The sequence below is a fragment of the Ornithinimicrobium flavum genome, from assembly GCF_004526345.1.
Taxonomy (GTDB): Bacteria; Actinomycetota; Actinomycetes; order Actinomycetales; family Dermatophilaceae; genus Ornithinicoccus; species Ornithinicoccus flavus.
The window spans coordinates 1848584-1874360 of sequence record NZ_CP038213.1; the positions used below are offsets into that span (position 1 = coordinate 1848584).

Annotated in this window: 25 protein-coding genes, 1 tRNA gene and 2 pseudogenes; 18 read left to right on the plus strand and 10 right to left on the minus strand. The window is 71.1% G+C overall.

The window, feature by feature from the left end; all coding sequences use genetic code 11:
- The first annotated feature begins 6 nt into the window (after nucleotides 1-6).
- The 4 genes from E3Z34_RS08645 (at nucleotide 7) to istB (ending at nucleotide 2811) form a co-directional block, all read left to right on the plus strand.
- A complete protein-coding gene (locus E3Z34_RS08645; RefSeq protein WP_238695430.1) occupies nucleotides 7-624 on the plus strand; it encodes a peroxiredoxin family protein in 618 nt (205 codons plus the stop codon).
- 318 nt (nucleotides 625-942) lie between these two features.
- Nucleotides 943-1569, plus strand: coding sequence for a class I SAM-dependent methyltransferase (locus E3Z34_RS08650; protein WP_134773267.1), 627 nt, complete (start codon nucleotides 943-945; stop codon nucleotides 1567-1569).
- A gap of 148 nt (nucleotides 1570-1717) precedes the next feature.
- Complete coding sequence (locus tag E3Z34_RS20250; RefSeq protein ID WP_134773268.1) at nucleotides 1718-2014, plus strand: Mu transposase domain-containing protein; 297 nt, start codon at nucleotides 1718-1720, stop codon at nucleotides 2012-2014.
- Nucleotides 2011-2811, plus strand: coding sequence for an IS21-like element helper ATPase IstB (istB, locus tag E3Z34_RS08660; RefSeq protein WP_134773269.1), 801 nt, complete (start codon nucleotides 2011-2013; stop codon nucleotides 2809-2811). Before E3Z34_RS20250 ends, istB begins: the two co-directional genes overlap by 4 nt.
- Nucleotides 2812-2865: 54 nt before the next feature.
- On the opposite strand, the gene E3Z34_RS08665 is transcribed toward istB, so the two are convergent.
- Nucleotides 2866-4140 (minus strand): IS256 family transposase, encoded by a 1275-nt coding sequence (locus tag E3Z34_RS08665; protein WP_238695474.1) that lies wholly within the window; start codon nucleotides 4138-4140, stop codon nucleotides 2866-2868.
- A gap of 470 nt (nucleotides 4141-4610) precedes the next feature.
- Between E3Z34_RS08665 and E3Z34_RS08670 the strand changes: the two genes are divergently transcribed.
- From E3Z34_RS08670 to E3Z34_RS18865, 5 genes and pseudogenes are all read left to right on the plus strand, one after another.
- Entirely contained in the window at nucleotides 4611-5216 is a 606-nt protein-coding gene (locus E3Z34_RS08670) for a transposase family protein (RefSeq protein ID WP_134773271.1), read from the plus strand.
- Between the two features lie 484 nt (nucleotides 5217-5700).
- A complete protein-coding gene (locus E3Z34_RS18235) occupies nucleotides 5701-6018 on the plus strand; it encodes a hypothetical protein (RefSeq protein ID WP_202977063.1) in 318 nt (105 codons plus the stop codon).
- Nucleotides 6019-6139: 121 nt separating this feature from the next.
- Nucleotides 6140-6910 (plus strand): annotated as a pseudogene (locus E3Z34_RS20255) (reverse transcriptase domain-containing protein); the annotation flags it as partial.
- Between the two features lie 20 nt (nucleotides 6911-6930).
- Nucleotides 6931-7197, plus strand: coding sequence for a hypothetical protein (locus E3Z34_RS18860; RefSeq protein ID WP_238695432.1), 267 nt, complete (start codon nucleotides 6931-6933; stop codon nucleotides 7195-7197).
- A 104-nt stretch (nucleotides 7198-7301) separates the two neighbouring features.
- Nucleotides 7302-8108, plus strand: a pseudogene (locus E3Z34_RS18865) (ISL3 family transposase); the annotation flags it as partial.
- 25 nt (nucleotides 8109-8133) lie between these two features.
- Here E3Z34_RS18865 and E3Z34_RS08685 read toward each other — a convergent pair.
- Nucleotides 8134-9255 (minus strand): tyrosine-type recombinase/integrase, encoded by a 1122-nt coding sequence (locus E3Z34_RS08685; RefSeq protein WP_134773272.1) that lies wholly within the window; start codon nucleotides 9253-9255, stop codon nucleotides 8134-8136.
- Between the two features lie 660 nt (nucleotides 9256-9915).
- Here E3Z34_RS08685 and E3Z34_RS08690 point away from each other — a divergent pair.
- Nucleotides 9916-10167, plus strand: coding sequence for an isocitrate lyase/phosphoenolpyruvate mutase family protein (locus tag E3Z34_RS08690; protein WP_238695475.1), 252 nt, complete (start codon nucleotides 9916-9918; stop codon nucleotides 10165-10167).
- A gap of 81 nt (nucleotides 10168-10248) precedes the next feature.
- Here the strand turns inward: E3Z34_RS08690 and E3Z34_RS08695 are convergent, their stop codons facing one another.
- Complete coding sequence (locus tag E3Z34_RS08695) at nucleotides 10249-11712, minus strand: MFS transporter (RefSeq protein WP_134773274.1); 1464 nt, start codon at nucleotides 11710-11712, stop codon at nucleotides 10249-10251.
- Between the two features lie 139 nt (nucleotides 11713-11851).
- Between E3Z34_RS08695 and E3Z34_RS08700 the strand changes: the two genes are divergently transcribed.
- Nucleotides 11852-12214, plus strand: a complete 363-nt coding sequence (locus E3Z34_RS08700; RefSeq protein ID WP_134773275.1) for a VOC family protein — start codon at nucleotides 11852-11854, stop codon at nucleotides 12212-12214.
- A gap of 13 nt (nucleotides 12215-12227) precedes the next feature.
- Here E3Z34_RS08700 and E3Z34_RS08705 read toward each other — a convergent pair whose 3' ends face one another.
- Entirely contained in the window at nucleotides 12228-12665 is a 438-nt protein-coding gene (locus E3Z34_RS08705) for a pyridoxamine 5'-phosphate oxidase family protein (RefSeq protein WP_238695090.1), read from the minus strand.
- A gap of 174 nt (nucleotides 12666-12839) precedes the next feature.
- Between E3Z34_RS08705 and E3Z34_RS08710 the strand changes: the two genes are divergently transcribed.
- Nucleotides 12840-13886, plus strand: coding sequence for an NAD-dependent epimerase/dehydratase family protein (locus E3Z34_RS08710; protein ID WP_134773276.1), 1047 nt, complete (start codon nucleotides 12840-12842; stop codon nucleotides 13884-13886).
- Here the strand turns inward: E3Z34_RS08710 and E3Z34_RS18245 are convergent.
- The 4 genes from E3Z34_RS18245 to E3Z34_RS08720 all read right to left on the minus strand — a co-directional run bounded on the left by E3Z34_RS18245 (nucleotide 13841) and on the right by E3Z34_RS08720 (nucleotide 15228).
- The gene (locus E3Z34_RS18245; RefSeq protein ID WP_202976932.1) at nucleotides 13841-14110 is read right to left on the minus strand and encodes a polysaccharide deacetylase family protein; all 270 of its coding nucleotides are present in this window, start codon (nucleotides 14108-14110) and stop codon (nucleotides 13841-13843) included. The genes E3Z34_RS08710 and E3Z34_RS18245 overlap by 46 nt on opposite strands.
- Before the next feature lie 95 nt (nucleotides 14111-14205).
- Nucleotides 14206-14469, minus strand: coding sequence for a polysaccharide deacetylase family protein (locus E3Z34_RS18250; protein ID WP_202976933.1), 264 nt, complete (start codon nucleotides 14467-14469; stop codon nucleotides 14206-14208).
- Between the two features lie 79 nt (nucleotides 14470-14548).
- Nucleotides 14549-14896 carry a hypothetical protein gene (locus tag E3Z34_RS18255; RefSeq protein WP_202976934.1) on the minus strand — a complete coding sequence of 116 codons (348 nt, stop codon included), beginning with the start codon at nucleotides 14894-14896 and terminating at the stop codon, nucleotides 14549-14551.
- Between the two features lie 53 nt (nucleotides 14897-14949).
- Complete coding sequence (locus E3Z34_RS08720; RefSeq protein WP_134773277.1) at nucleotides 14950-15228, minus strand: DUF7218 family protein; 279 nt, start codon at nucleotides 15226-15228, stop codon at nucleotides 14950-14952.
- An 89-nt stretch (nucleotides 15229-15317) separates the two neighbouring features.
- Between E3Z34_RS08720 and E3Z34_RS08725 the strand changes: the two genes are divergently transcribed.
- The 3 genes from E3Z34_RS08725 (at nucleotide 15318) to galK (ending at nucleotide 19658) form a co-directional block, all read left to right on the plus strand.
- Entirely contained in the window at nucleotides 15318-16280 is a 963-nt protein-coding gene (locus E3Z34_RS08725; RefSeq protein WP_134773278.1) for an ABC transporter ATP-binding protein, read from the plus strand.
- A gap of 103 nt (nucleotides 16281-16383) precedes the next feature.
- Nucleotides 16384-18459, plus strand: coding sequence for an alpha-galactosidase (locus E3Z34_RS08730; protein WP_134773279.1), 2076 nt, complete (start codon nucleotides 16384-16386; stop codon nucleotides 18457-18459).
- The gene (gene galK, locus E3Z34_RS08735) at nucleotides 18456-19658 is read left to right on the plus strand and encodes a galactokinase (protein WP_134773280.1); all 1203 of its coding nucleotides are present in this window, start codon (nucleotides 18456-18458) and stop codon (nucleotides 19656-19658) included. Before E3Z34_RS08730 ends, galK begins: the two co-directional genes overlap by 4 nt.
- Before the next feature lie 39 nt (nucleotides 19659-19697).
- Here galK and E3Z34_RS08740 read toward each other — a convergent pair whose 3' ends face one another.
- Together E3Z34_RS08740 and pta are read right to left on the minus strand one after the other, a co-directional pair.
- Nucleotides 19698-20897 (minus strand): acetate/propionate family kinase, encoded by a 1200-nt coding sequence (locus E3Z34_RS08740; RefSeq protein WP_134773281.1) that lies wholly within the window; start codon nucleotides 20895-20897, stop codon nucleotides 19698-19700.
- 5 nt (nucleotides 20898-20902) lie between these two features.
- Nucleotides 20903-23017 carry a phosphate acetyltransferase gene (gene pta, locus E3Z34_RS08745; protein WP_194092403.1) on the minus strand — a complete coding sequence of 705 codons (2115 nt, stop codon included), beginning with the start codon at nucleotides 23015-23017 and terminating at the stop codon, nucleotides 20903-20905.
- Between the two features lie 34 nt (nucleotides 23018-23051).
- On the opposite strand from pta, the gene E3Z34_RS08750 reads away from it, so the two are divergent.
- From E3Z34_RS08750 to E3Z34_RS08765, 3 genes are all read left to right on the plus strand, one after another.
- Nucleotides 23052-23987: an aminotransferase class IV gene (locus E3Z34_RS08750; protein WP_134773283.1), complete on the plus strand. Its 936-nt coding sequence runs from the start codon at nucleotides 23052-23054 to the stop codon at nucleotides 23985-23987.
- Between the two features lie 74 nt (nucleotides 23988-24061).
- A tRNA-Val gene (locus E3Z34_RS08755) sits at nucleotides 24062-24135 on the plus strand.
- A gap of 1002 nt (nucleotides 24136-25137) precedes the next feature.
- Nucleotides 25138-25497 (plus strand): hypothetical protein, encoded by a 360-nt coding sequence (locus E3Z34_RS08765; RefSeq protein ID WP_134773285.1) that lies wholly within the window; start codon nucleotides 25138-25140, stop codon nucleotides 25495-25497.
- Nucleotides 25498-25777: the final 280 nt, after the last annotated feature.

Consider the following 25777-nt stretch of genomic DNA (forward strand, 5'->3'; position numbering starts at 1 on the left):
GCCGACGTGTCCACCAGATCAGCCCGTGAGTCCCGACTGGCCCGCATCGCCGACGAGACGCGGTCCGAAGAGCGCCGTCGCCGAGTCCGTCGGTACGGCCTAATCGGCACCGCGCTGGTGCTCGTCGCCGCGGTCGTCACCGCCATGCTGCTGACCTCGCGCCCGGCGTCCACCGAGCTCGCCGACGCCGCGCCGGACTTCACCCTGAGCGACACCGCAGGCGGCACCGTCAGCCTGGATCAGTTCCGCGGTCGCAACGTGGTCCTGTACTTCAACGAGGGAGCCGGCTGCCAGTCCTGCCTCGTGCAGATGGCCGAGATCGAGAAGAACGCGGCGCTGTTCGAGGGTCTCGACATCACCTTCCTGCCGATCGTGATGAACACCCGCGAGCAGATCACCACCGACATGCAGGTCAACGGGGTCCGCACCCCGTTCCTGCTGGACGACGGCCGCGTCTCCCAGGCCTACGGGACCCTGGGCAAGGGCATGCACGCCGGGCTGCCGGGCCACAGCTTCGTCCTCATCGACGGCGAAGGGCAGCGGCGCTGGTACGGGGAGTACCCCTCCATGTGGCTGCCACCGGCCGACCTGCTCGCCCAGCTTCAGAAGTCTCTGTCGGCCTGAGGGCACGGGCGGACACACTCGGGGAAGCGGTCAGGTCCGGTCATCTCTGAGGCGCCTCGCGTAGCTGGGGCCGGTCACGTCGAGGTGAAGGAGCCGAGTCGTCTGGACCCGTCGACGCGCCACCGAACGTGGAACTGGTCCGCGCCGATGCCGATGTTCGGTTCTCTGGAACCGCTCTTGTAGTACACCTGGCCTGGTACGACCGCGCAGACCCCAGGGGCAGGGCGCCGGTCTGACCGCGCGGGGACCTACGACCGCCGCGACACCGCGCAGGTCGCGCACGACCGCTCGCGTTACTCTCCCACCGAGGGAGGACACATGCCGCGCATGTCCGCGATCGAAGCAGCGTTCTGCCGAGCGGCACCCTGGAAGGTGTTCTCGCAGCGGGTCCTCTTGCCGTGGGCGCTGGACGGTCACGTGATCTTCGGCGAGGTCTTGGAGGTCGGCGCGGGGAGCGGGGCCATGGCCGAGGCCGCTGCCCGCAGATTTCCGGAGGCCAGCATCACCGTGACGGACGTCGACGCGGCCATGGTCGCCGATGCGCGCGCCCGGCTTGCCCCCTTACCGAACCTGCGCGTACGGGCCGCAGACATGACCTCGCTGCCGTTCGCCACCGACCGGTTCGACGCAGTCATGTCGAACCTTGTGCTCCACCATGTCATCAGCTGGCGTGACGGTGCGGCCGAAGCCCTGCGGGTCCTCAAGCCCGGCGGTGTGCTTCTGGGGTACGACCTGACCAACACGCTCCTCGCACGGTTCGTGCACCACGCTGACCGATCGCCCCACCGCATGGTCTCCGCCGAGGAGCTCCTCGAGGGGCTGGCCGCTGCCGGCTTCACCGGCGTGAACGTCCAAGAGGCCGCACGGGATCACCTGATGCGGTTCCGCGCCTACAAGCCGGTCCGCACGCGTACGGGTGTCGATGCTCCTTTACCGCCGGGGTGACCCGTTGGCGGGCCTGATCCGCACTGTTCCGGTGCTGCTGCGGTCCTGGGCATCGCAGGCATGGATGGCTTCCCGCGCGCAGACGCGCTGCTCATGCCGGGTCCGGCGGGTAGGTGTCGACGTACGGCTCGGCCGCCTCGATCGGGTCGTGCGCGTCGACACCTCCGACTACTCCGTCGACCCCCGCGCCATCGGTGCCCGGGTCGACGTGGCCGCCGACCTGGACACCGTCCGGGTCCGGCACGCCGGCCGGCTGGTCGCCGAGCACCCACGCCGCTGGGCCCGGAGCATGACGGTGACCGACCCCGCCCACGTCGCCACCGCCGCCGCGCTGCGGCACGACTACCAGCACCCCACCCCAGCAGCACCGGAGGGGGACGCGATGGTGCGGGACCTGGCCGACTACGACCGCGCCTTCGGGCTGGGCGAGGTGAGCCAGCCATGACACCCAAACCCTCCGCCGGGTCTGAGTCGCTCAAGCAGATCACCCACCTGGCCGCCGCGCTGAAGACGCCGAGGATCACCGAGTCCGCCGCCCGCCTGGCCGACCACGCCCGCGACACCGGATGGACCCACGAGGACTACCTGGCCGCGGTCCTGGAACGCGAGGTCGCCGCCCGCAACGCCTCCGGCGCCCGGCTACGGATCCGCGCCGCCGGCTTCGGCGCGGTCAAGACCCTGGACGACTTCGACTTCGACCACCAACCCGGCGCCCGCACCCCCATCCAGGCCCTCGCCTCGGGTGCCTACCTGGCCGAGCACCGCAACGTCGTCCTCCTCGGGCCACCAGGCACCGGCAAGACCCACCTGGCCACCGCCCTGGGCGTCTCCGCCGCCCGCCAAGGGCACCGGGTGCTGTTCGCCACCGCCACCGACTGGGTCACCCGCCTCACCGAGGCCCACGACCGCGGCCGGCTCGCGGCCGAACTGACCCGGCTACGCCGCTACGGGCTGATCATCGTCGACGAGGTCGGCTACCTGCCCTTCGAGCAGGACGCCGCCAACCTCTTCTTCCAGCTCGTCTCCTCCCGCTACGAGCACGCCTCCCTCATCCTCACGTCGAACCTGCCGTTCAGCTCCTGGGCCGGCGTCTTCGGCGACCAGGTCGTCGCCGCCGCGATGATCGACCGCATCGTCCACCACGCCGACGTCATCGCCCTCAAAGGCGCCTCCTACCGCCTCCGCGACCGCGGCGTCGACACCCTGCCCAGCATCAAGGCCGAGCAAGAATCCCTAGACTGAACCCGCTCACTCTTCGACGGGTCTGTCCGATGAACGGTGTTTCTGGCGTTCATCTCAGAGGTTCTCCGCGGCCGGCATGCGGTCGGCGAAGGTGACGGCGAAAGCGTTGAGCGCGGGCTTCCACCGCATGGTCCATCGTGCCTGCCCCGTGCCCTTGGGGTCCAGCCCGCGGGTCACCAGGTAGAGGCACTTCAGGGCGGCCTGCTCGGTCGGGAAGTGCCCGCGCACGGTGACCGCGCGCCGGTACCTGGCGTGCAGGGACTCGATGGCGTTGGTGGAGAACAGCACGCGGCGGATCTCCACGTCGTAGGCCAGGAAGGGGATGAACTCCTCCCACGCTGCTCTCCACATCTTGGGGATGGCTGGGTAGGGCTTGCCCCATTTTTCCTCGAGCTCCTCGAACGCCGCCCACGCCGCCTCGACCGAGGGGGCGGTGTAGATGCGGCGCAGGTCCTTGGACAGCTGGTCCCAGTACTTCCGGCTGGCGTAGCGCAGCGTCGCCCGGATGAGGTGGATCACGCAGGCCTGCACGATCGCCTGCGGGAAGACGGCGTTGACGCTGTCGGGCAGTCCTTTGAGGCCGTCGCAGACGATGAAGAACACGTCCCGCACGCCGCGGTTCTTCAGGTCGGCCAGCACATTCATCCAGAACTTCGCCGACTCACCACCGCCCTGCCCTGCCCACAGCCCGAGGACGTCTCGCCGGCCGTTCAGGTCGACACCGATCGCGGCGTAGAAGGGCTGGTTGCCGACCTGCCCGTCGCGCACCTTGACGTAGATCGCATCGATGAAGATGGCCGCGTACACCGGTTGCAGCGGACGGGAGGACCAGGCGGCCATCTCCTCCAGCACCTTGTCCGTGATCCTCGAGACCGTGTCCTTGCTGATACTGGCGCCGTACACCTCGTGGAAGTGCGCGCTGATCTCACCGGTGGTCAGGCCCTTGGCGAACAGGCTGATCGCGACCGCGTCCACGTCCGAAAGCCGCCGTTGTCGCTTCTTGACGATGACCGGCTCGAACGTGCCGGCCCGGTCCCGCGGGACGGCGATCGTCACCTCCCCGGCGGCGTCAGTGAGGACCGTCTTGGGGCGGGTGCCGTTGCGGATGTTGCCGTTCCCGGCGGTGGGCACCTGGTGCTTCTCGTGGCCGAGGTGCTCGGTCAGCTCCTCCTCCAGCGCGGTCTCCAGGACGGTGGCGGTGATCGACTTGAGCAGCCCGTCCGGGCCGGTCAGGTCCTCACCGCGGGCCCGGGCGGCCTTGACCAGCTCCCGGACCGCCGCCTGTTCTGCCTCGCTGCGCGAGGTCGTCTTCTTCACCTTCTTGGGCATCGAGCTCATGCTCGAGATCTTCTCGGTCATCTCATGACCTTCCCCGCCAGCTGAGCCGGCGCGTCGGGCCAGAAACACCGTTTAGCGGACAGTCCCTCTTCGACCGCCGAAACTGCTCAGTTTTCGAGCGCCGTCGACAGAGGACGGTGATCATGAGGTGTGATCTCAAGACCCATCAACGGTGCATGCGGGTCGAGCGTCTGAAGGAGTGACGAGGGGATGACCACCCACCCAGTGGCGTGGGTGGGTGCGGCTGAGGGAAGGTTAGCTGCCCTAGACGCGTCCAGGCCGTCCCTGGGACAGGCAGGCGGTGCAGTTGCCACTCCGTTGATCACGGACCGCTAATGCGGCTCTTCGTCTTTGAGGGTGGGGTGAGGGCGGCGCGCCGACGCGCTGGGTGAGGCCGGGACGGGGTCGAGGTCCTCGATGATCAGGGGACTTCTACCTCTCCCGATCTCAAGGACCTCGACGTGTCTGAGCCTACGTCGTGCTGCCGCGCCCTGTGCGCCGGCGGCGCGTACTGCCACAACTGCGACCTGCTCGTGGGCCTGGACGGCCTGCACGTGACCGCCGTGCGGCGGGAACCGGACCTGCTCACCGTGACGGTCGAGTCAGCCCCGGTCCCGACCGGGTGCCCGACCTGCGGGACGGTGGCCGAGGCGCACAGCCGACGCGTGGTGCGCCTGGTCGACGCACCCTGCTTCGACACCCCGGTCGTGCTCATCTGGCGCAAGCGCCGCTACCGGTGCCGCGAGGACGCCTGCGAGATGGCCACGTTCACCGAGCAGCTGCCCGACCTGGTCCGCCCGCGCGGCCTCCTGACCACGAGGGCCGCTCGGTGGGCGATCGGAGATCCGCCGAGCACGCCTCGTGCAGGGCATGGCCCGCCAGCTCGGCGTGCGGTGGCGCACCGTCTGGTCCGCGATCAAGCCGATCCTCCGCCGCGGCCGAGGATGAGACCCGCTTCGCCGGTGTGTCCACCTGGGGTCGATGAGCACATCGTGCGCCACGAGGCGCTGTTGTTTCGGATGGAGGTGAGAGACCTGCATCGCCTGGTCGTCGTAGCGGCTGGGTGAAGTTGGCGGCAGCCTGAACCGGGGATCGCCGGGGAGGGTGGGAGCAGCCGCGACGAAGTCAGGGCGGTTCGGCACTACCGGACGGGCCGTGCCTGGTGAACGAGACGGGAAGGTGTACGCAAGGAACCGGTGTTGTGAAGCCTCTTCATCGTCGACCAGCTCGAACCCGGTGGATCTGGGCTGGTGTGCGGTGCGTACCTGCCCCTTGTGGTGGCTGCCAGCCAGGTGGCCGTCGGGGGTGGGGAACTGTCGGGACGGTTGTATGTGTCGGGCCTGGCAGGTCGTGGTGAAGGTCTACGGCGTAGCCACGACGAGACCGCAGGGGCAAAGCCGGGCGCCTCGCCCGTTGACCGAGCAACAGTGAACGTGGGAACCGCCCGTAGTCCGTTCCCCGCCCTCGTGGCGGGGATAGGTCCGATGCCGACCGAAGGGTGCGGGTGGGGCGGAGCCGTCGTAGTACTCCGAGGCCGGGAGAGCCGGTCGCATGGGGAAGGACGGCAGCGAGAGGAAGCAAGGAGGGACTGTGATGTCCGAAGACGCGTCGGTGAACACCGGCGCCGTGATCTGGCCCGAGCATGAGTGGGCGCAGGTGACGGTACGGAGGATGCAGACCAAGCTGCATTGTTGGGCGGTCGGGGACCCCGGCCGCCGGTTCGACGATCTGTACAACCTGGTCTGTGACCCGGCGTTCCTGGTGGTGGCGTGGCAACGCGTCGCGGGGAACAAGGGGTCGCGGACGCCGGGGGTGGACCGGGCCACGTGGCCTGGATCGCTTCCCGGATCGGGGTCGAGGAGTTCCTGAACGCGTCCGCGCGCAGTTACGGGCGCGGACGTTCTGTCCGGTCGAGGTACGTCAGGTGGAGATTCCCAAGGCCAGCGGCAAGGTCCGCAGGCTGGGGATCCCGACCGTGACCGACCGGGTGGTGCAGGCGGCTCTGAACTGGTGCTGGACCGATCTTCGAGGCGGACTTCGCGCCGTGCTCGTACGGTTTCCGCCCGAACCGGCGCGCGCAGGACGCCATCGCCGAGATCCATCACTTCACCACCAAGTCTACCACTGGGTGCTGGAGGCCGACATCGAGGCGTGCTTCGACAGGATCGATCACGTCGCGCTGTTGGACAGGGTCCGAACGCGGATCGGCGACAAGCGCGTGACCAGGCTGGTCAAGTCGTTCCTCAAGGCCGGGGTGATGACCACCACCGGCTCGCGGGAGGCGACGCACACCGGCACCCCGCAGGGCGGGATCTTGTCCCCGTTGCTGGCCAACATCGCCCTGTCCACGCTGGATGATCACTTCATCACCGCGTGGGAGCAACAGATGGGCACCGAGGTCCAGCGGCAGCGCCGCAAGCGACAAGGCAGGCCCAACTACCGTCTGGTCCGGTACGCCGACGACTTCGTCGTCCTGGTCACCGGGCAGCGGGAGCACGCCGAGCAGTTGCGGACGGAGGTGGCAGGCGTGCTGGCCCCGATGGGCCTGCGCCTGTCACCGGAGAAGACCCGTGTGGTCCACATCGAGGACGGGTTCGACTTCCTCGGCTTCAACGTCCGCAGGATGCGGAGGCGAGGGAGCAACAAGTGGTTCGTGTACACCAAGCCCTCGAGAAAGGCGATCGCCTCGATCAAGGGCCGGGTGAAGACCATGACGTACAGAGCGACCCTGCACCACGATCCCGGGTACTTGTTCGAGTACCTGGGCCGGGTGCTGCGAGGGTGGGCCAACTACTTCCGGCACGGCGTGTCCAAAGCGACTTCTCCGCGGTCGACTCCTACACGTGGGAGCGGATCACGGCCTGGTTGCGGGACAAGCACAAGATCGGATGGCCAGAGCTGCGGCGCAGGTTCTGCCTGCCCGGGACCTGGCGGCTCGCCGTCGACGGGCAACGGTTCCGGGGCGCAGCCAGCGTCTCCGTCGTCCGGTACCGCTACCGCGGCTACCGGATCCCGACCCCGTGGACACCGACAGCCACCACCGGCTGAGCAACAACCACCTCGTGGAGAGCCCGGTGCGGTGAAAATCGCACGCCGGGTTCGGCGGGCGGTCCGGGGAAACGGAGCGACAGCAATGCCGCCACCGCGCCCCGGACCGACCCAACTGGCACCACGTCTCCACCAAGCCCGTCGCCGACGGTGGCCGCGGACCGAAGGAGCTGACCGGCATGGTCGACCTGAGCACGGACGAGAACGGGCAGGTCAGGGCACGTCTGCTCGACCTCGTCCAGGGTCGCACCCGGGCCGCCTACGCCGACTGGCTGCAGGCCCGCGGGGAGCAGTTCAGAGCAGCCGTCGACGTCGCGACCCTGGATCCGTTCCAGGGGTACAAGTCCGCGATCGATGAGGAGCTGGCCGATGCGACCGCGGTGCTCGATGCGTTCCACGTCGTCGCTCTCGGCACCAGATGCGTCGATGAGGTGAGGCGTCGGGTGCAGCAGGCCACCACCGGGCACCGCGGCCGCAAGGGCGACCCGCTGTACGGGATCCAGACCATCCTGCGCGCCGGACAGGAGAACCTCACCGACAAGCAGCGTGCCCGGATCGAGCGGGCCTTCGCCGTCCGCGAGGAGCACGACGCCGTCGACCTGGCCTGGCAGTGCGCCCAACAGCTGCGCTCCGCGTACAAGCAGACCGACAAGAGCGAGGGCCGCAAGATCGCCGAGCGCATCGTCGCCTCGTTCCCCTCCTGCCCGATCCCCGAGGTCGCCCGCCTGGGTCGGACCCTGCGCAGGTGGAAGGAAGCGTTCCTGGCCTACTTCACCACCGGCGCCACCAACGGCGGCACCGAGGCCATCAACGGCCTCATCGAGCTCCACCGGCGGATCGCGCGAGGACTGACGAACTTCGAGAACTACCGCCTCCGCATGCTCCTCATCGGCGGAGGGCTGAACCTATGACCCCACCCTCAAAGACGAAGAGCCGCTAATGCGACTCTGCCTCTGCAATCCGGGAAAGCGCTTGAGCGATCTGTGCGTCACGTCCTTGGGCCGCGTGCTGATAGCGCAGTGCGGCCTGAGGGGTGGAATGTCCAAGGCGAGCCATGAGCTCGGCCAGAGTGGCCCCGGTCTGGGCAGCCAAGACGGCTCCTGTGTGGCGCAGGTCGTGCCAGCGTAGGTCGGGTCTGCCGGCGGTCTCCCGCGCGCGGTAGAAGATCCGGTACAGGGTCGATGGTGCGAGATGCGAGTGGCCGTCGGCGGCTGGGAACAGGAGCGTCTCCCGTCCGCCGGTCGTGAGGCGCTCCAGGTGCTCGCTCAGCATCGGGACCAAGTGGGGCGGGATTGCGACGTCTCGGCTGCCCGCTGCCGATTTGGGCGTGCCCACGATGACCTGACCGCCGGTGCGGACTACGCCACGTCTGACGTGGATCACACCGGCCTCGAGGTCGATGTCCTTCTTGCGTAGCTCTATGAGCTCCCCGAACCGGAGTGCGCACCATGACGACAGCAGGACCATCGGGCGGTACTTCTCCGGTATCGCCTGGGTGATGGCCTCGAGCTCGGCGAGTGTCGCAGGGCGGATCTTCTTGGTGCGCTCGGTGCTCCCGGCCCCACGGATGTGGCAGGGGTTCGACGAGATCTTCTCGTCCGTGACCGCGGTCCCCAATATCGTCCGGAGCAGCCCGTACGCGTGCGCTCGGAGGGTAGGCCGAGCCTTGTCCAGCTGCATGTACCACTCGCGCACCATCTCGCTCGTCAATCGCGTCAAGGGCACGCTGCCGAGCTGGGGGAGGATATGTCGGTCAAGGAGTGAACGGTAATGACCGCTGGTACGCGGTTTCAGGTCCCGCTGCTCCATCCAGCGTTCGGAGTACTCGGCTAGCGTAGTGGTCTGCGCTGCCTGCTCGCGAGTGACCCTGAGCCTTGGTGCCACCCATTCATCCCTTGCGATGAGTCGATGCTCACCGGCGAGCCACATCTCGGCGTCGATCTTGGACTCGAAGGTGGTGGGGGCGCTGTGCAGAACTGTGTCGGGCCCGAAGTACCGTGCGCGGAAGCGGCCGCTAGGCAACTTGGCAATCTGCCCGAAGGCTCGGCGCTTCGGCACCTGCCCACCTCCGCCTGCGTGTCGTCTGCGTGTCGTTCAGAAGTGTACGCGTGTCGTTTCGTGTCCACTCCCGGCCAGCGTCACTGGACGGCGTATTCGCAGGTCAGGGGTGGGTTTGTAAGTGTCTGCACGGGTTCCCTGGATGCCCTGGAATCGGTTTCAAACCCAGTATCGCCCACCATTTTGAGAGGGCCTCTGAGCAGCGGAAACGCTGCGCTGAGGCCCTTCTCCATTCCTGGGCGTGCCAGATACGTGCCAGATTGATTCGGTCGAGGGGTTGTCGCCTGCCATGGTCATGGGACCCCCGGCGCGCCCGGCCGGTGGCGCGAGCGGGTCGTCGGTTGTGCTGACGGTGGCCAGGCTCCACCGGTACATCGACGGCAAGCCCGGCGAGCGACTCCTGGACGACCAGGCCACCCTCCGGAAGCAGATCGGGGGCCACCAGCGCGCCACGATCAGCCCCGAGGCCCGCACACTATCGTCGCCCTGGCCGCGGCCCGCCAGCACGGCCTCATCACAGCGGAGTCCGACCGGTGAGCACGACCCACCAGGCACGAGAACGGGGACGGGAACGCTACCCCCGGCCCGACCTGACGGAGACGATCCCGTCGCCTGCGGGCCTATTCCGAGGCGGGCGCCGACTGCCTGTACGCACCGCGCCTGGAGTCGGTCGACCAGGCTCGGGCGATCATCGAGGCGGTGGCCCCGGCGCCGGTCAACCTCCTCGTCAACGCGCCGTTCGTCACCGTCGCCGAGGCCGCCGAGCTCGGCGTGCGCCGGATCAACGTCGGCGGCACGCTCGCCCGCGCCGCCTGGGGCGGGTGGCTCCAGGCCGCGCGCGAGATCGCCGGCGACGTCACGTTCACCGGCTTCCGCGACCTGCCCGACGTCGAGGGTCTGCAACACCGGTAACTGGGCTCGTGCGCTCGTCCGGGTTCGTGTCGTCGCGTCGTGAGACGTAGGCGGCCACGTCGCGGTATGCCGCGGCGCACCTCATCCCACCTCATCGGTGGCCTCTTCCGGGGGCTCCGGCCCGGCCCTGGTCACCCGGTCGGTCCGGGCGGCCAGGGCGGCGCCCGAGGCCGAGGTGACGATCTCCCCGGGCCCGGTGAGCGTGCGGAGGTCGGTCGGCGCGGTTCCGGCGTAGGTGCGGGAGAGCACGCGGTAGGCGGGGGAGCGCAGCGCCAGCAGCGCGGTCGCGACCATGACGAGCCCGGCCGCGAGGAAGACCACCGCGATCCCCCGGGAGACGGGTGTGCCGACGCCGAGGAGAGGCTCCAGCATCTCCCGCCCTCGTGCGGACGCGGCATACGGGATGATCCACCGGTCGGCCAGGGGCGCGACGAGGAAGGCCGTCACGGGGGCGGCCGCCGTCTCCGCCGCCATCGCGAACCCGAAGACCCGCCCCTGACGCTCCAGCGGCACCACCCGTTGCAGCACCGTCTGCTCGGCCGCCTCCACAGCCGGGATGAGGGCCATGTAGAGCAGGATCCCCCCGGCGTAGAGCCACCACCACTCCCGGAGGGTGAAGGCGCTTCCCAGGACGCCCATGGCGACCACGCTGACCAGGAGGGTGCGCACCGGGTTGCGCCCGAGCCCCACCTTCGCGATCACCGCGCCACCGAGGATGAAGCCCAGGGACGTCACTCCCAGCACGGCGCCCCACACCTCGACGGGGAACATCTCCAGCCCGTAGGGGTCCATGAGAGCGATGTAGACCCCGCCGATGAAGTTGTTGAAGGTCGAGAACAGGATGAGCGACATCAGGCCGGCCTGGGCGAGGATGACCCGCAGGGATCCAGCCAGGTCGACCTGGCCGTGACCCTCCGCCCCGGTGGAGGCCGGCTCCCGCTCCTGCGGCATGCGCACGATCAGCAGGTGCCCGAGGCCGATCCCGACGACGACGGTCGCGAGCGCGAGCGTCCAGCCCATGCCGAGGAGACCCACGGAGAGCCCGGACAGGAAGCTCGTGGCCATGAAGGAGATGCCCTGGGCCGTGCCCACCAGGCCGTTGGCCCGGTCCCGTTGCCCGTCGGGGACCAGGATCGTCACGCACGTCGACAGGGCGATGTTGCGCATGTGCTCCACGATGGCGCCGAGCAGGACGAGCACGACCAGCAGCCAGAACCACGGCTGCCCAAGGTCGGTCATCGCCTCGTCCGGGACGACGCGGTAGAGCAGAGCTGCCCCGGTGAAGAAGACGAGCGTCACGATGGTGGACAGCCGCATCACGGTGATCTTGCGGAACCGGTCCACGACCGCGCCCAGCAGGATGCTGCTCACGGAGACGAAGAGCATGTAGGTGCCGCCGATGATGCCGGTGGCGAGCACCGACCTCGTCTCCAGGTAGGCCCAGAAGGTGAGGGCGAACCACAGGAAGCTGGTGGTCAGTCCGGCCACGGCGGTGTTGACGAGGAGGTGCAGGAAGGTGCGTCCCACGAAGGTCGTGCGGCCCATGCCCCAGTGTGACCCCCGGCACCGACGGACCGCACCGATGATCGCGGAGGAGGGACGTTTGTCGGTACCCGGTGCCATGCTGGAGGAGCTCCGGCCCGCCCGGGCCGGAGCCGACGGTCGATGACGACAGGAGCAGATCATGGCGCACGGTGACATCACCCACATCGACATCCCGGTGTCCGACCCCAGCGCCGCCACGGCGTTCTACAGCGGCCTCTTCGGCTGGCAGATCGCCGAGGCGCCGGGGTTCGAGGGCTACCCCATGTGGCAGGCACCCAACAAGATCAGCGGCGGTGGGCTCGCGCCCCGTGAGGGGGACTTCACCCAGCCCCGCTCCTACGTCGAGGTCGACTCGATCGAGCAGGTGCTGGGGAAGGTCGTCGAGCTGGGCGGGGAGGTGGTGATGGACAAGCAGCCGATCAGCGAGACGAGCTGGTGGGCGATCTTCCGCGACCCCGACAGCAACGTGATCGGCCTGTACGAGGGCACGACGGACGTGTGAGCGACCGGGCGGCTCACGTCCCGTCGAGGTCAGGGCGGGAGAAGCTGAACCGGGTGCAGTCGGTCGGGAACGAGAACCACGCCATCGCCCTGGACGGCGAGATGACGCGCAGCCCGCCGCCGTCAGGACCGGCCCACGCGTCGGGGGCGGGGGAGTAGCCGGCGGCGGCATACTTGCCGAAGGCCCGCGCCAGACGCCCACCCAGGTCGTCCGGCTCGGCCCGGGTGGCGTGCGACTCGCCCTCGACGATGACGACCTCCGTGCCGCTCTCGAGGGTGAGCGTCACAGCCGGGTTCCGCTCGACGTTGCGGGTGTGGACGGTGGTGGGTGCCCCGTCGTACCAGAAGCGCCCGTCCAGCCACACCCCCCACCGGGGGACGGAGTGGGGTCGGCCGTCCGGCCGGACGCTGCTGATCCAGTAGTGCAACGAGTCACGCAGCCTGCTCTCCACCTGCGCCCAGGTCAGCAGCCCCTCCGACGTCTCCGGTATGCCGTAGCCGTCGGGGAAGGTCGGGCGCGCCCCGCCGTGGGTGTGTCCATGACTCGACGGTAGACCCGGCCGCCGTCGGGCGGAACCCGGACGCGCGGTCTTGCCACGAGGTGCCGGCAGGGTGGATCGTGACTCATGGCCACGCGGAGGGGGCTCGTCATCGGGGCGAGCGGGTTCGTCGGATCGCACGTCACGCGGCAGCTCGTGGAGCGGGGGGACGACGTCCGCGTGCTGGTGCGCCCGACCAGCTCCACGGTGGCGTTCGACGACCTCCCGGTCGACGTGCGCCGGGCCGAGCTCACCGACGACGCCGCGCTGGTGGACGTGATGGCTGACCGGGAGGTCGTCTTCCACTGCGCCGTGGACGCACGGGCGTGGCTGCGCGACCCCGCGCCGCTGTTCCGCGCCAACGTCGAGGGGCTGAGGCACGTCCTCGAGGCCGCGGTCTCGTCCCGGGTGGAGCGGTTCGTCTACACCAGCACCGTGGGGACGTGCGCGGTACGACCGGGGCCACCGGTGACCGAGGACGAGCCGTGCAACTGGGCCCACCTCGGCGGACCCTACATCCGCGCCCGCCTCCAGGGGGAGGAGATGGTCCTTGCCTACGCCCGGGACCGCGGACTTCCCGCGGTGGTGATGTGCGTGGCCACGACCGTCGGACCTCGCGACCACCGCCCCACACCCCACGGACGGCTCATCGACGAGGCCTCGCGTGGTCGGATCCCCGTCTACGTCCGAGGGGCCGGGCTGGAGATGGTGGGGATCGAGGACGCCGCCCGCGCCCTGCTCCTGGCGGCGGAGCGGGGGCGGGTGGGGGAGCGGTACATCGTGTCCGAGCGGCTGGTCCCGGTGCAGGAGCTCTTCGTGATGGCGGCGCGCGCCGGCGGGGTGCGGCCGCCCCGCGTCGGTCTGCCGCTGAGCCTGATGAAGGGCGTCGGGGCGCTGGGCCCGGTGCTGGCGCTCCTGCTCCGGCGCGACCTCACCCTCACCCCGGCGACGGTGCGCATGATGCACATCTGGACCCCCCTGGACCACGGAAAGGCCGAGCGTGAGCTCGGGTGGCGACCGGCACCTCTGATGGAGTCGGTGCGCGGGGCGGTGGCGTTCGCCCGGGAGCAGGACCGCCGCGCCGGGTCTCACGGTCCTTCGGCCAGCAGCTCCGGGACCGTGACGAAGCCGTAGCCCCGCGCCTGGAGATCGTCGATCACACCGGGCAGCGCGTCGGCGTCCAGGGTCGAGCCGTCCTCCGGGTGCGCGCCGACGTGCATGAGCACCACCTGGCCGGGCCGCAGCGTGTCCAGGACGCGCTGGCGCACGACCGCCGTGGTGATCCCTGCCTCCGTGCCCTGCCAGCCCAGCGTGTCGACGGTCCACCGGACGGGGACGTAGCCGGCCAGGTTGACCACCTCGATGTCCAGCGCGGTGCGGTCGCCGAACGGGAAGCGGAACAGCGGGGCCGTCGCCGTGCCGGTGAGGGCGGAGATCGAGGCGTCGGCGGCGCTCAGCTCCGCGCGGATCTCCTCGTTCGTGGCCAGCGGGAAGGGGGGTGCGTGTCGCTGTGGTTGCCGACGGGGTGGCCGGCGGCGGCGATGGACCGCACCTGGTCGGGGTACGTGCGCGCGAACTGGCCGGTCACGAAGAAGGTGGCCGGCACCCCCTCGTCCGCCAGCGTGCCGAGGATGTCCTGGACCGCGCTGTCGGAGGCGCCGCCGTCGAAGGTGAGGGCGACGACCCGGCGTCCGGTCCCGAAGGCCTCGATGTCCATCCCCCACCAGAGGTCGACGAGGTCGGTGACGGGGGAGGGCGAGGTCCTGGGCGACGGAGCCGGGGCAGGGGGAGAGGGCTCAGGGGGAGTGGGGGTCGGGGTGGTCGGCGCAGGTGTCGTGGGGGAGGGGACGGTCGGGGCCGCCGTGGGACTCTCGCTCGCCGGAGGACCCGGCGTGGGAGCGGGGTCGGTGGTCGTGGTCCCCGGCGGTGAGGTGGTGGTCGGCGCGCTCGGGGGCGTCGGTGCCGAGGTGGTGGCGGCGGAGGTCGTCGGGGCCGCCTCGTCCGGCTCGTCCGTCCCGCACCCGGCGAGGAGCAGCACGATCGCCGCCCCGGCTGCCACCACCCGCGGCGGGCGGACGGTCCTGGGGCGCGGTGACGGCCTCGGGGTGCGCATCGTCGGCCACTCCTTCCGGACGAGCCTTCACCCGGTATGTCGCTCCCGGGCGCCGGAAGGTTCACCCGGGCTGGGTGGCGACGATCACTCCCGCAGGGCGGCGACGAGCTCGTCCTTGGTCATGCTCGAGCGCCCCTCGATCTCCAGCTCGGCCGCCCGGCGACGCAGCTCCTCGACGGTCCACTCCTCGTAGGCCTCGCTCTCCCCACCCCGGCGCGCGACCTCCTCGCGCGAGGTGCGCGCCGCCTCGTTGGAGATCGCCGCGGCCTTGGCCTTCGACATCCCTTCCTCGCGCAGCGCCTCATACATCTCCGGGTCCTTGATGCTGGAACCCGGCCGGTCGTCCTTCTTCTTCTCAGCCATGACCCCACTGTCGTCCCCGGCCGGCACGCCGTCCACCGCAGCGGCCCGCAGGGTGGGCGGCCCGCCCGTCGCACGGCATGATGGCTGGCATGGACGCACCCGTGGTGGTCGAGCAGCTGCACAAGTCCTTCGGCCGCACGCAGGCGCTCGACGGCCTCGACCTGAGGATGGAGCCGGGAGAGGTCCACGGTTTCCTCGGGCCGAACGGCTCCGGCAAGTCGACCACGATCCGGGTGCTGCTCGGCCTGCTCCGGCCGGACGCCGGCCGCGTCAGCCTCCTGGGCGGCGACCCCTGGCGGGAGGCCGCCGAGCTGCACCGGCGTCTCGCCTACGTCCCCGGCGACGTCGACCTGTGGCCGGGGCTCTCCGGCGGCGAGGTCATCGACCTGCTCGGCCGCCTCAGGGGAGGGCTGGACCCGTCCCGCCGGGCGCAGCTGCTGGAGGACTTCGAGCTCGACCCCTCGCGCAAGGCCCGCACCTACTCCAAGGGCAACCGGCAGAAGGTGGCCCTCGTGGCGGCCCTCGCCTCCGATGTCGAGCTCTACGTGATGGACGAGCCCACCGCCGGCCTGGACCCGCTCATGGAGCAGGTCTTCCAGCACTGGGTGCGGCGGCTGAGGCAGGACGGGCGCACCGTGCTGCTCAGCAGTCACATCCTTGCCGAGGTCGAGGCCCTGTGCGACCGGGTCAGCATCATCCGGGCCGGGCGCACCGTGCAGAGCGGCTCCCTCGCCGACCTGCGCCATCTCACCAGCCCCGCGGTCACGGCTCAGACCGACCGCCCGGCGGACGCCCTGGTGCAGGTCCCGGGTGTGAGCGACCTGCAGCTCGAAGACGGCCGGGTGCAGTTCAAGGTCGACACCGACCACCTCCAGGAGGCGGTCACCCAGCTCACCCATCTGGGTCTGCGCTCCCTGCAGGCCCACCCGCCCACCCTGGAGGAGCTCTTCCTCACGCAGTACGGCGACCGGCTCCCGGCCGCGGAGAACGAAGGAGACCCGGACAGCGACGCGACCGGTCCCGGGTGGACACCAGCGCATCCCGTGCGCTGAGGTGGGGCCGTGACTGGAACGCCCGGCCCGCCCCCGCCCGACTCCTCCACCTCCGCAGCGCCGGCGTCACCGTCGTGCTGGAGCTCGCCGACGGCCTGCTCCGGTGGTGCTGCACTGGGGCGCAGACCTCGGCGACCTGTCCCCGGCCGACCTCGAGGCGCTCGCCCGGGCCTCCCGGGCCGCCCGGGGGGACAGCCCGTTCGACGTCGCCGACCGGGTGCCGGTCCTGCCCGAGCACGCCCGCGCCTGGATCGGCCGCCCCGGGGTGGAGGGGTCGCGGCACGGCCGGGACTGGTCGCCGGCGTTCCGCACCACCGAGGAGCCACGGACGGGGACCCGGGCCGACGGCACCCAGCACGTCCTCACCCGCGCGGCCGACCCCGTGGCGGGCCTGTCCGTCGAGCACGAGCTGGAGCTGCATACCGGAGGTCTGCTGCGGCAACGGCTCACCCTCACCAACGACGCCTCCGCGCCCTACGCCGTCGGCGCCGTCCGCCTCACCCTGCCGGTCCCCGAGCGGGCGGGCGAGCTGCTCGACTTCACCGGCCGTCACACGATGGAGCGGGTGCCGCAGCGCGCCCCCTTCGGCGCCGGGGTGCACAGCCGGGAGGTGCGCACCGGACGCACCGGTCTGGACGCCGTCCACCTCCTGTGCGCGGGCGAGCCCGGCTTCAGCTTCCGCCACGGCCAGGTCTGGGCCGTCCACCTGGGGTGGAGCGGGAACCAGACGACCTACGCCGAGCGCCTGCACAACGGCGCGCGCCTCCTCGGCAGCGGCGAGCTGCTCGAGCACGGGGAGGTCGAGCTCGCGGCGGGCGCCGCCCTGACGACCCCCTGGATGTATGCAGCCCACGGGACCGGTCTGGACGAGGTCGCCGCCCGCTTCCACGCCTTCCAGCGGTCCCGCCCACACCATCCCTCGCGCCCGCGTCCCGTGACCCTCAACAGCTGGGAGGCCACCTACTTCGACCACTCCCTGGACCGGCTCACGGCGCTGGCCGACCGGGCCGCCCAGGTCGGCGCCGAGCGCTTCGTGCTCGACGACGGCTGGTTCGGCGGGCGGAGGGACGACACCTCCAGCCTCGGTGACTGGGTGGTCTCCGAGGAGGTCTGGCCCGGGGGTCTCGGCCCGCTGGTGGACCACGTGCGCTCCCTCGGTATGGAGTTCGGCCTGTGGGTCGAGCCGGAGATGGTGTCCGCCGACTCGGACCTGGCGCGGGCGCACCCGGAGTGGCTCTTCAGCGCCGGGGGTCGGCGCGGTCTGGAGTCACGCCAGCAGCACGTCCTCGACCTGGCGCACCCCGGCGCCTACGCCCACGTCCGCGACCAGCTGCGGGACCTGCTGCGCGAGTACGACATCGCCTACCTCAAGTGGGACCACAACCGTTATCTCAACGACGCCGGGCACACCCCGGACGGCGTCCCGGGCGTGCGCGAGCACACCCTGGCGGCCTACCGGCTCATGGACGAGCTCCTCGGGGTCTCGCCCGGGCTGGAGATCGAGTCGTGCGCGGGCGGCGGGGGCCGGGTGGACCTGGGGGTGCTGGGTCGGACCGTGCGCGTGTGGGCCTCGGACTGCATCGACCCCCTGGAGCGCCAGCAGATCCAGCGCGGGACCTTCCTGCTGGTGCCGCCCGAGCTGGTCGGCACCCATGTCGCCTCGGGCCGCTCGCACACCACCGGCCGGCGCCACGACCTGGCCTTCCGGGCCGCCACCGCCCTGTGGGGCCACCTTGGCATCGAGTGGGACCTGTCGGCGTGCACGAGCCAGGAGCTGGATGAGCTCGCCGCCTGGGTCGCCCTGCACAAGGAGCACCGGAGCCTGCTCCACACCGGCAGGGTCGTCAACGGCGACCACCACGACGACGCGACCTGGGTCAGCGGGGTGGTCGCGCAGGACGACTCGGAGGCGCTCTTCCACGTCGTGTCCGTCCGGCGGACGGTCACGACCGGCCCGGACCGGGTGCGGCTGCCCGGGCTCGACCCGGCGCGGCGCTACCGCCTCACGCTGCTGCGCCCCGGTGGACCGCGGTTGGAGGCGGGGCGCGGCGTGGTGCCGTGGGCGGTCGACGGGATCGCGCTGCCCGGCGCGGTCCTGGTCGAGCAGGGTCTCCCCGTGCAGCCCATGCACCCGGAGCACTCACAGGTGTGGCACGTCCGCGAGGAGCGCGGGGCATGACGGACCAGACCTGGGTGGCCCCGCCCGACGACGCCGAGGTCGTGGCCGGGCTCGGGAGATCGTTCGCGGACCTGTTCGGCGGGAAGCCGGACGGGGTCTGGGCGGCGCCCGGCCGGGTCAACCTGATCGGCGAGCACACCGACTACAACGGCGGCTGGTGCCTCCCCCTCGCGCTCGCGCACCGAACCTACGCGGCCGTCCGCCACCGGGGGGACGGTCACCTGCGGGTCGCCTCGCGTCAGATGTCCGGCCTCGGGTATGACGGTCCCGTCCCCGGGGTCCGCCCGCGCGATCCGGGCGGCTGGGTCGCCTACCTCGCGGGGGTGGTCGCCATCCTCGCGGAGCGCGCCGGGCCGGACCGCTGCGGCGTGGATGTGCTCGTGGACGGCCGGGTGCCGCTGGGGGCTGGGCTCTCGTCCTCGGCCGCGCTGTCCTGCTCGGTCGCCGTCGCCCTCCGCGACGTGGTGCCGGGGCTGGCGGACCTGGGGGACGCGGAGCTCGTGGACGTCTGCGTCCGTGCGGAGAACGCCTACGCCGGTGCCGCCACCGGGGGCATGGACCAGACCGTGTCGGTCCGTGCGGTGGACGAGCACCTACTGCTGCTGGACGCCCGGGACGGCACGGTCACCCCGGTCGCGTGGACCCTGCCCGAGCACGAGGTCCTCGTCGTCGACACCCGGGCCTCGCACTCGCTGGCCGACGGGCAGTATGCCGCGCGGCGGGCCACCTGCGAGGCCGCCGCGGCGGCGCTGGGGCTGTCCTCGCTGCGTGAGCTGGGCCCCGGGAACGTCCAGGACCCCGAGGTGGTGGCCCGGCTGGTCGGGGTCCCGCACGGCCGTGAGCGGGTGCGGCACGTCGTCACCGAGAACGAGCGCGTCCTCGACCTGGTGGCCGCGCTCCGGGAGCGCGACGCCCGGGCGGTGGGGGCGCTGATGACCGCCTCGCACCTTTCGCTGCGCGACGACTACGAGGTCTCGTGCCATGAGCTGGACCTCGCCGTCGACGCGGCGCTGGGGGCCGGCGCCGTCGGGGCGCGAATGACCGGAGGCGGGTTCGGGGGCTCGGCGATCGCCCTGGTCCGCCGCGACTCCGTCGACCGGGTCGCCGTTGCGGTGGCGTCGGCCTTCGCGGAGGCGGGCCTCACGGCACCGCACTTCCTGTCGGCCGTGCCGAGCCGACCGGCCGGCCGGGTGCGCTGAGCCGCCCCGGAGGCAGACCGGCCGCGCCGGCGCCCGACCTCAGCCCGCCGCCACCACCTCGGCCGCCTGACGAGCGATCTCCCACTCCTCGTTGGTCGGGATCACGAGCGCGGCCACCCGGCTGTCCGCCGTGCTCACCCTCCCGGTCTCCCCCCGGGGCAGGCCGGTGTTGGCGTCCTCGTCGAGCTCGACCCCGAGGAAGGCCACCCGCTGCAGCACCGCCGCGCGCAGCTCAGGCGTGTGCTCCCCGATGCCCGCGGTGAAGACGATCGCGTCCACGCCACCCAGGACGGCCACGAACGCACCCACGTAGCGCACCAGGCGGTGCACCATGACGTCGAAGGCGAGGAGCGCCTCGGGCTGCCCGGCCTCCCGCGCCGCCACCAGCTCCCGCATGTCGGCCGACCCGGACAGGGCGAGCAGGCCGGACTCCTTGGACAGCGCCCGGTCGAACGCCTCCAGCGTCAGCCCGCCGTTGCGCACGAGGTGGCCGGCGAGGCCGGGGTCCAGGTCACCGCCCCGGGTGCCCATGACCAGCCCCTCGAGCGGGGTGAGGCCCATGGAGGTGTCGACGGAGCGGCCCCCGTCGACGGCGGTGGCGCTGGCGCCGTTGCCCAGGTGGAGCACCACGGTGCGCACCTCCTCCAGGGGCCGGCCGAGCAGTTCGGCGGCCCGGCGCGAAACGTAGGCGTGGGAGGTGCCGTGGAAGCCGTAGCGCCGCACCCGCAGCTCCTCGCGCCACCGTGCGGGGACGGCGTAGGTGTAGGCCTCCGGGGGCATGGTCTGGTGGAAGGCGGTGTCGAAGACCGCCACCTGGGGCACGTCGGGGAAGATGCGACGGGTCGCCGCGATGCCCTGGAGGTTGCCGGGGTTGTGCAGGGGCGCCAGCGGGATGAGCCGCTCGATGGTGGCCAGGACGGCGTCCCCGACGAGGACCGGGTCGGCGAAGTCCGCGCCGCCGTGGACGACCCGGTGCCCCACGGCCACCAGGTCGGCCTCCGACAGGTCGGGGCCGTGCTCGGAGAAGGCCCTGGTCACCAGGGCGATCGCCTGCTCGTGGTCGGGGACGGGGCCCTCCTCGCGCCAGGTGCCCTGCGGCGTCGTGTGCGTGATCACCCCCGTGTCGAGGCCGATCCGCTCGACCAGGCCCTTGGCGGAGGAGACGCCCGTCGCGGGGTCGACCAGCTGGTACTTCACCGACGAGGAGCCCGCGTTGATGACGAGCACGGCCTGCTGCATACCCCTCAGCCCTTCGCCTGGATGCCGGTGATGGCCACCGTGTTGATGATGTCGCGGACGGTGGCACCGCGGGACAGGTCGTTGACGGGGGCGTTGAGGCCCTGGAGCACCGGTCCGACGGCGACGGCGGAGGCGCTGCGCTGCACCGCCTTGTAGGTGTTGTTGCCGGTGTTGAGGTCGGGGAAGATCAGCACCGTGGCCCGGCCCGCGACGGGGGAGTCCTTGAGCTTGGTGCGGGCGACACCGGGGTCGACGGCCGCGTCGTACTGGATCGGCCCCTCCACCAGCAGGTCGGGCTCGCGCTCCCGGACGATGGCGGTCGCCTCGCGCACCTTCTCGACGTCGGCGCCCGACCCGGACCCGCCGGTGCTGTAGGAGAGCATCGCGACGCGGGGGTCGACGCCGAACTGGGCGGCCGTGCGCGCCGAGGAGACGGCGATGTCGGCGAGCTGCTCGGCGGTCGGGTCGGGGTTGATCGCGCAGTCGCCGTAGACGAGCACCCGGTCGGCGAGGCACATGAAGAAGACGCTGCTGACGACGGAGACGTCCGGCGAGGTGCGGATGACCTCCAGCGCCGGCCGGATCGTGTGCGCCGTCGTGGTGATCGAGCCGGAGACCATCCCGTCGGCCTCACCGGCCCGGACCATGAGGGTCCCGAAGTAGGCCCCGTCGGTGACCAGGTCGTGGGCCTGCTCCAGGGTCATGCCCTTGTGGGCGCGCAGCTCGGCGTAGGTCCGGGCGAACCCGTCCCGCAGGGGGCTGGTGCGGGGGTCGACGACCTGTGCCGCGGAGAGGTTGAGACCCAGGGCCGCCGCCCGCTCCCGCACCTGGGCCTCGTCCCCGAGGAGGGTGAGGCGGGCCACCCGGCGGGAGAGCAGGGTGTCGGCGGCCCGGAGGATGCGGTCCTCGCCGCCCTCGGGGAGCACGATGTGGGCGTCGGCGGCACGCGCCCGCCCGACGAGCTGGTGCTCGAACATCAGCGGCGTCACGACCCGGTGACCGCCCGCCACGACCGGCCCACCCACGGGGTCCGCCTCGCCCAGCAGCGCGTCGACCTCGAGGTGCTGGTGGACCAGCGCGCGGGCGTGCTCGATCTTGCGACCCGAGCGGACCGTGATCCGCCCCGTCACCTCGTGCAGCGTCATGGCGGTCGTCATGGTGCCCGTGCCGCAGGAGATGACCGGCAGCTCGACGCCTAGGCCCTCGATCAGCCGGGCGATCTGCTCCGAGGGCCGGAAACCCCCGTTGAGCACGATGCCGGACAGTGCCGGGAAGGTGGAGGAGCGGTGCGCCAAGATCGAGGCCAGGAGCACCTCCTCCCGGTCGCCGGGGCAGATGAGGACGTTGCCCTCGCGCAACCGGTCGAGCACGTGGGGCATGGTCATCGCCGCCACGACCAGCCCGGTGCTCTCCCGGTCCAGCAGCGCCTCGTCGCCAGCGATCAGCTCCCCGTCGACCGAGGCCAGCAGGTCGCGCACCGAGGGGGCGGCCAGCAACGGGTCGTGGGGGGCGGTGAAGACCATCGGCACGGGCATGTCGTCGGCCGTGCCGTCGGCGTCGTCGCTCAGCCGGGTCTCGATGTCGTCCTGCACGTCCTCCACGAGCTCGGGGGGCACGCGGTTGACCACGACCGCCGCCACCTCGGCGTGCCGCACCCTGGCCTCGTGCACCCCCACCAGCACCGCGGTGGCGGTGTCCTCCACCTGCCGCCCGGCGGCGGGGACCACGAGCACGAGCCGGGCACCCAGGTGCGCGGCGATCGCGGCGTTGGTGGCGAACTCCGCCGGCGCGGGCACCCCGGTGAAGTCGGAGCCCACGACCAGCACCGTGTCGTGCTGGGCCGCGAAGGCGTGGAAGCGCTCGACGACCGTGCTGATCGCCGCCTCCGTCCGCAGGTTGACCTCGTCGTAGGTCACCCCGACGGCTTCCTCCGGCGCGGCGGGGGAGGTCGACAACGGGTGGAGCAGCTCGACGATGGGGTCGGGGCCGCGGTCCTGGACGATCGGGCGGAAGACACCGACCCGGCCGCCGCGGGCGCACAGCTCGGCCAGCAGGCCCACGGCGACGGCGGACTTGCCCGAGACGGACTCGGCGGACGCGACATACAGGGTGCGGGTCACGGGCCCCACGATATCGACGTCGTAGATTGCCCCCATGACCCCAGTCCCCCCTGTCCCCAGCCCCGCCCCGCACCAGGAGGTGCGGGTGTGGGTCGACGGCGAGCTGCTCGGTGAGCGGGCCACGGTGGCGGCGCTCGACCACGGCGTCACCGTCGGCGACGGGGTCTTCGAGACCTGCAAGGTGGTCGACGGCACGCCCTTCGCCCTGACCCGCCACCACGCCCGGATGGACCGCTCCCTCGCCGGCCTGGGTCTGGAGCCGCTGGACCGGGGCCGCGTGCAGGAGGGCATCGAGGCGGTCCTGTCCCAGGGGGGTATGCCGTTCGGCCGGCTCCGCTACACCGTCACCGCCGGCGTCGGGCCGCTCGGGAGCGACCGCACCCCTGGTGCCGCGACCTACCTGGTCACCGCCGTCGCGCAGCAGCCGCCGCCGCGGACCACGACGGTCGCGGTGGTCCCGTGGACGCGCAACGAGCGCGGCGCCATGGCGGGGGTGAAGTCGACCTCCTACGCCGAGAACGTCGTGGCGCTGGCCGCGGCCAAGGGTCGGGGTCACACCGAGGCGATCTTCGCCAACACCGCCGGGATGCTGTGCGAGGGCACCGGAAGCAACGTCTTCGTGGTCCACGACGGGGTCGTGCGGACCCCGTCCTTGCGTGGCGGGCCGCTGGCGGGGGTGACCCGGGCGCTGACCATCGAGTGGCTGCGCGAGGAGGGGGTGGAGGTGGTGGAGGAGGACCTGCCTCTGTCCGTGCTCGCCGACGCCGAGGAGGTGTGGGTCACGAGCAGCACCCGCGACGTCTGTGCCGTGACGCAGGTCGACGTGGTGCCGCCGGCCACGCTCCTGACCGGGGAGCAGGTCAGCGTCCCCGGGCTGCACCCCCGGACGCTGGGGGAGGAGCCCGGACCCTTGGCCCGGGTCGCCCAGGACGTCTTCGCCCGTCGGTGCGCGGAGGACCTCGACCCCTGAGCGACGCGCCGAGGGCGGAATTATGTTCTGCCCACGGGGCCGCGTAAGATCGGTAGCCGCGCCAGGCGCGATCCGGACGTGTAGCTCAGTTGGTTAGAGCGTTCGCTTCACACGCGAGAGGTCAGGGGTTCGAGTCCCTTCACGTCCACCCGACTGTTCCTCAGTCACGAGGCCCCTGGCCTGCGGAGACGCAGGCGAGGGGCCTTCTTTGTGTCGCGGGTGTGCCGCGAGCGTGTCGGATACGTGTCGGATGAGGACCGGAGACGGGCCCTCCCACGGGTCGCTGTCGAGTCGGCACTCCCGCCTCCGCCGGGTCCGGGCTCACGCGCCGCGGGGATTGCGATGGCGTTCGAGCTCAGCGAGTCCGCCCAACGACGCCGGCGCGCGGTCAACGGCCGCACCCCGCGACCGCTTCCGCGCCGGTGCGGTCTACGAGAAGAGCAGACTCGTCGCACGCAGCGGCCGCGCCCGATCTGAGGCAGGATGAGCAAGCCCGCCACCGAAGCCGTGCACCACGTCGAGTCGTGGGTGCCCGACATGGACCGCATCACCGCACAGGGGGCTGACTGCTCGGCCCGCTTGGACACGGCCGTTCCAAGGACTGGCCCGAGGCCTCAGCCGGAAGCGTGCCGAGATCTCACCGCCTGGCGACGGGGCCGAGCTCATCTCACACGGATGAATGAATGAAGTCACCCACAGGTCTGGATAGTTCCTCGAGGTCGCTGTACCGTCTGACGAGCGGCGTGGCGACTCGGAAGCAGTCGCGCGAGAAGGGGGTCCAGTGCAAATTTCTGGGAGACACATTCCCTCAGACACGGTGGGTCAGACCGACCACCGGGTGACGAGCACTGATGACACCGCGCTCTCGAACGTGGCGAGAGTTCGTTGGCCGTTGGCAACGGTAGGGCTTTCCCTGGTGCTGAGTGGGTGCGCGCCGAGTTCGGGAACGGGCCCCCAAGGGGTCAGTCCAGAGGTCGCTCCCATCACCCATGATGAGGAGCTGGAACGCCTCGCCGTCCAGTTCGGCCTGGGCCCGGAGGGTCTGCCCCAGGTGGACGTGGTGCGGGAGATCAGTCCCGAGGAGTCCAAAGAGGTGACTGCGGAGTGCATGACCGAGCAGGGCTTTCCGCCGGACCAGGGCGGAGGTCCGATGAGCTGGACCACCCCGGACGGGCAGCTGCTCGGGTTGAACACTGCTCTGTACGTCTGCCAGGCCAAGTACCCAGTGGCCCACCGGTATCGCGAGTCCCTGTCGAGGGAGCAGCTGGAGCTGGTGTACGACCATCAGGTGGAGGTCATGGTCCCCTGCATCCGTGGCCTGGGTTACGACGTGCCGGAGCCACCGACCCCTGAGCGGTTCCTGGAGCGGAACGGCACGTGGGAGGAGCTCGCGCAGCTGGAGCCGCAGGTGGTGCAGGACGCTACCCGGACGGGCCGCTGGGAGTCGTACCAGGACTTCCTGGACGCCTGCCCGCCCATGCCTCCACACGATGTGCTCTACGGAGACTGACGGCTGAGCCTGGGCAGCCGTGCATCGGCGACGCCACGGAGTTGCGGCACCTCAGTCCGTCAGCAAAGCCGGGGGGAAATCGGGGCAACTCGCAATCCAAGCATTCATATGCTCTAACGCATCATCTGCAACCGCAGCTTGGAGCTGCACCTGGAACGTTGACGCATCGACCCATTGAGGGCTATTCATAAAAGCTTCCTGAGATGGCATTTGACCCAACTCAATACCAAACTGCTCCTGCATACAGGGTATCCACACATCGCGTTGATGGCGATACACG